Consider the following 2274-nt stretch of genomic DNA (forward strand, 5'->3'; position numbering starts at 1 on the left):
AACCATTATTTTCTAAGATAAAAGATATATCTCCTACTGTATCTTGTGCTATTGAATTTTGATAAGCATTATGTTGGTCTCTATTTTGTGTTATATCTATTCCATTTGCTTCTTGTATTGCTCCACCTATTTCTTGCCCATAGGCATAGATTGTATCTTTTGTTGAGTTTTGATTTTTATCATTTAAATAGATATTTCCATTTTCAGTTGATATAAATCCTGATATATCTTTTCCCTCTTGTCCTTTTACATCTGTTGATATTGTTTTAACTTCATTAGCTAAAGAGTAACCTAACTTTTGTTCTAATGCTATTTTAAATTGATTTGCATAGGCTTGTTTCTCTTCTAATGGTAGATTTTCATCTGCTAATTTTTGTGCCAATTCTGGATTAGAAGCTAATACTTCTTTATATGCTTGATATTGTTTTACACTTTGGTCTGTTTGAGAAAAGAAGTCTTTTAATCCTACATCATCTAATGTTGCTATTTTTTCAATTGTATCTGTTATTTTTGATGCTACTTTAACATCTTCAGCTATTTGTTTTCTACCATCTTCAGTTAAAAGTCTATGGTCAAGTGTAGCATCAACCTTAACCCCATAACTTGTATTTACCATAGTCTTAGAGATATTTTGTGTATCTCTATTTAAAGCTGTGGTATCATCTGAGTTCTCTTTATCTTGTATAGTTACATTTCCATTTCCTAAGGTTGCTAAAGTTTTTGCTCTTTGGTATCCTAGTGAATTTGAGAAAGCTAAGTTTGTTGAATTTATTTTTGTTTTTGTATTATTTGAGATTCAACCCAAAAATATATTATTTTTTTTCAACTTCTTTTACTTTATTTTTTTTATTGATTTATCAAGATGATTTACAAATGGTTTTATAAAAATAAATATATATATTGGATAATATATAGATGAAGCAAAATTTAATAATACTTCTTCATAAAATGTAAACTTAAAGCATGGATAATTATAATCTACTATACCACTTCTTTGTAAGTAGCCAACTCCATCCATTCCACATAAAAGAATACCTGTAATTAATTTATCAAAAATAATAAAATAAAAAAGAAACAATCCAAAAAAAATGCTTTTTAAAATAATAATAAAGCTTAATTTATTATTTTTATAAAAATAATACAAATGATATACATTAAATAACATTAAAAAGATTACAAAATAAATATATCCAGCTAAAACATAAATATATAAAGAAATAAAATACATAAAAATTATATTCTTTTTTAATCTATTACTCATTTATTAATAGCCTTTTGTATTTCTTCTTTTACTCCTTCATTATAATAATAATTTGTAAATGGGTGATTATTTTTTAAGTCATCCCAAATTGGTATTTTTTGACTAAAATCAATATTATAATTTGCATCACCATTTAGCCAACCATTGGCAACAGGGTCATTTGAATGATTAATTTGTGTTATTACCACTGCTCCTACTTTGGAAGCTGATTTTTCAAGTTCAGACTTTGATTTAGGACTTCCAGCTGAAATAAGATAATATGGTGTTTGTGCATTTACTAAAGAATTTACATTATTTGCTTTATATATATCTTCATTTCCTGCACTATGGGTTATAATAATTGCATTTGGTGATAATTGTTGTAATTGATAAGCATTAAGTACATCTTTTGTTGTATAATAATTTGGTAACCATTCTACTGCATCATTTAATACTCCTGTTATTTTACCTGTTTCATTATTGATTAATCCAATACTTGAATTTGGAAAATCTTTTTGAATCATTTGTTGAAGTTTTGTTGCATCAGCATAATCATTCATCATACCATTTTCAAATACTATTTTTGTATTTTTATCTATATTATCATAATTCATATCAGTATCTTTTCTTAAAGCTTCAAAATCTTTTTTATTAGTTAAATCATAAACATTATCATATCTTGAAGTATCTTCTGGATTTATTTTTTCAACATCACTGACTAAATAACGGCTACTTATCAAATAATTATCCATAAAACCATTTGTAATTGCTTCCCATGTAGTCAAATCAATAACTTTATTATCATTTATCCCATCTGTTGCTACGACTTTACCTCCATATAGGTAAATAGAGTTATCCCCCTGTTCTTTATTCAAAGAGGTAAACTCAATATTATTGTTAGCTGTTTGGCTATTAAACACAGATGGAGTTGATGTTACTTGATTTACACTTCCTACATGGTTATTTGTATCTGCCATTGCATTATAACCATTATTTTCTAAGATAAAAGATATATCTCCTACTGTATCTTGTGC

The 2274-nt window shown here is 26.1% G+C and carries 3 protein-coding genes; all 3 read right to left on the minus strand.

All coding sequences use genetic code 11. The features are described 5' to 3' along the window. On the minus strand, positions 1 to 616 hold a 616-nt coding region (locus tag ACQY5W_RS12965), incomplete at its 3' end, for a hypothetical protein (RefSeq protein WP_428025392.1). Between the two features lie 216 nt (positions 617 to 832). Next, positions 833 to 1261 carry a hypothetical protein gene (locus ACQY5W_RS12970; protein ID WP_428025393.1) on the minus strand — a complete coding sequence of 143 codons (429 nt, stop codon included), beginning with the start codon at positions 1259 to 1261 and terminating at the stop codon, positions 833 to 835. After that, on the minus strand, positions 1258 to 2274 hold a 1017-nt coding region (locus ACQY5W_RS12975), incomplete at its 5' end, for a hypothetical protein (protein ID WP_428025394.1). The genes ACQY5W_RS12975 and ACQY5W_RS12970, both read right to left, overlap by 4 nt.

Origin of the sequence: Arcobacter sp., assembly GCF_050300555.1 — a bacterium.
Taxonomy (GTDB): domain Bacteria; phylum Campylobacterota; class Campylobacteria; order Campylobacterales; family Arcobacteraceae; genus Arcobacter.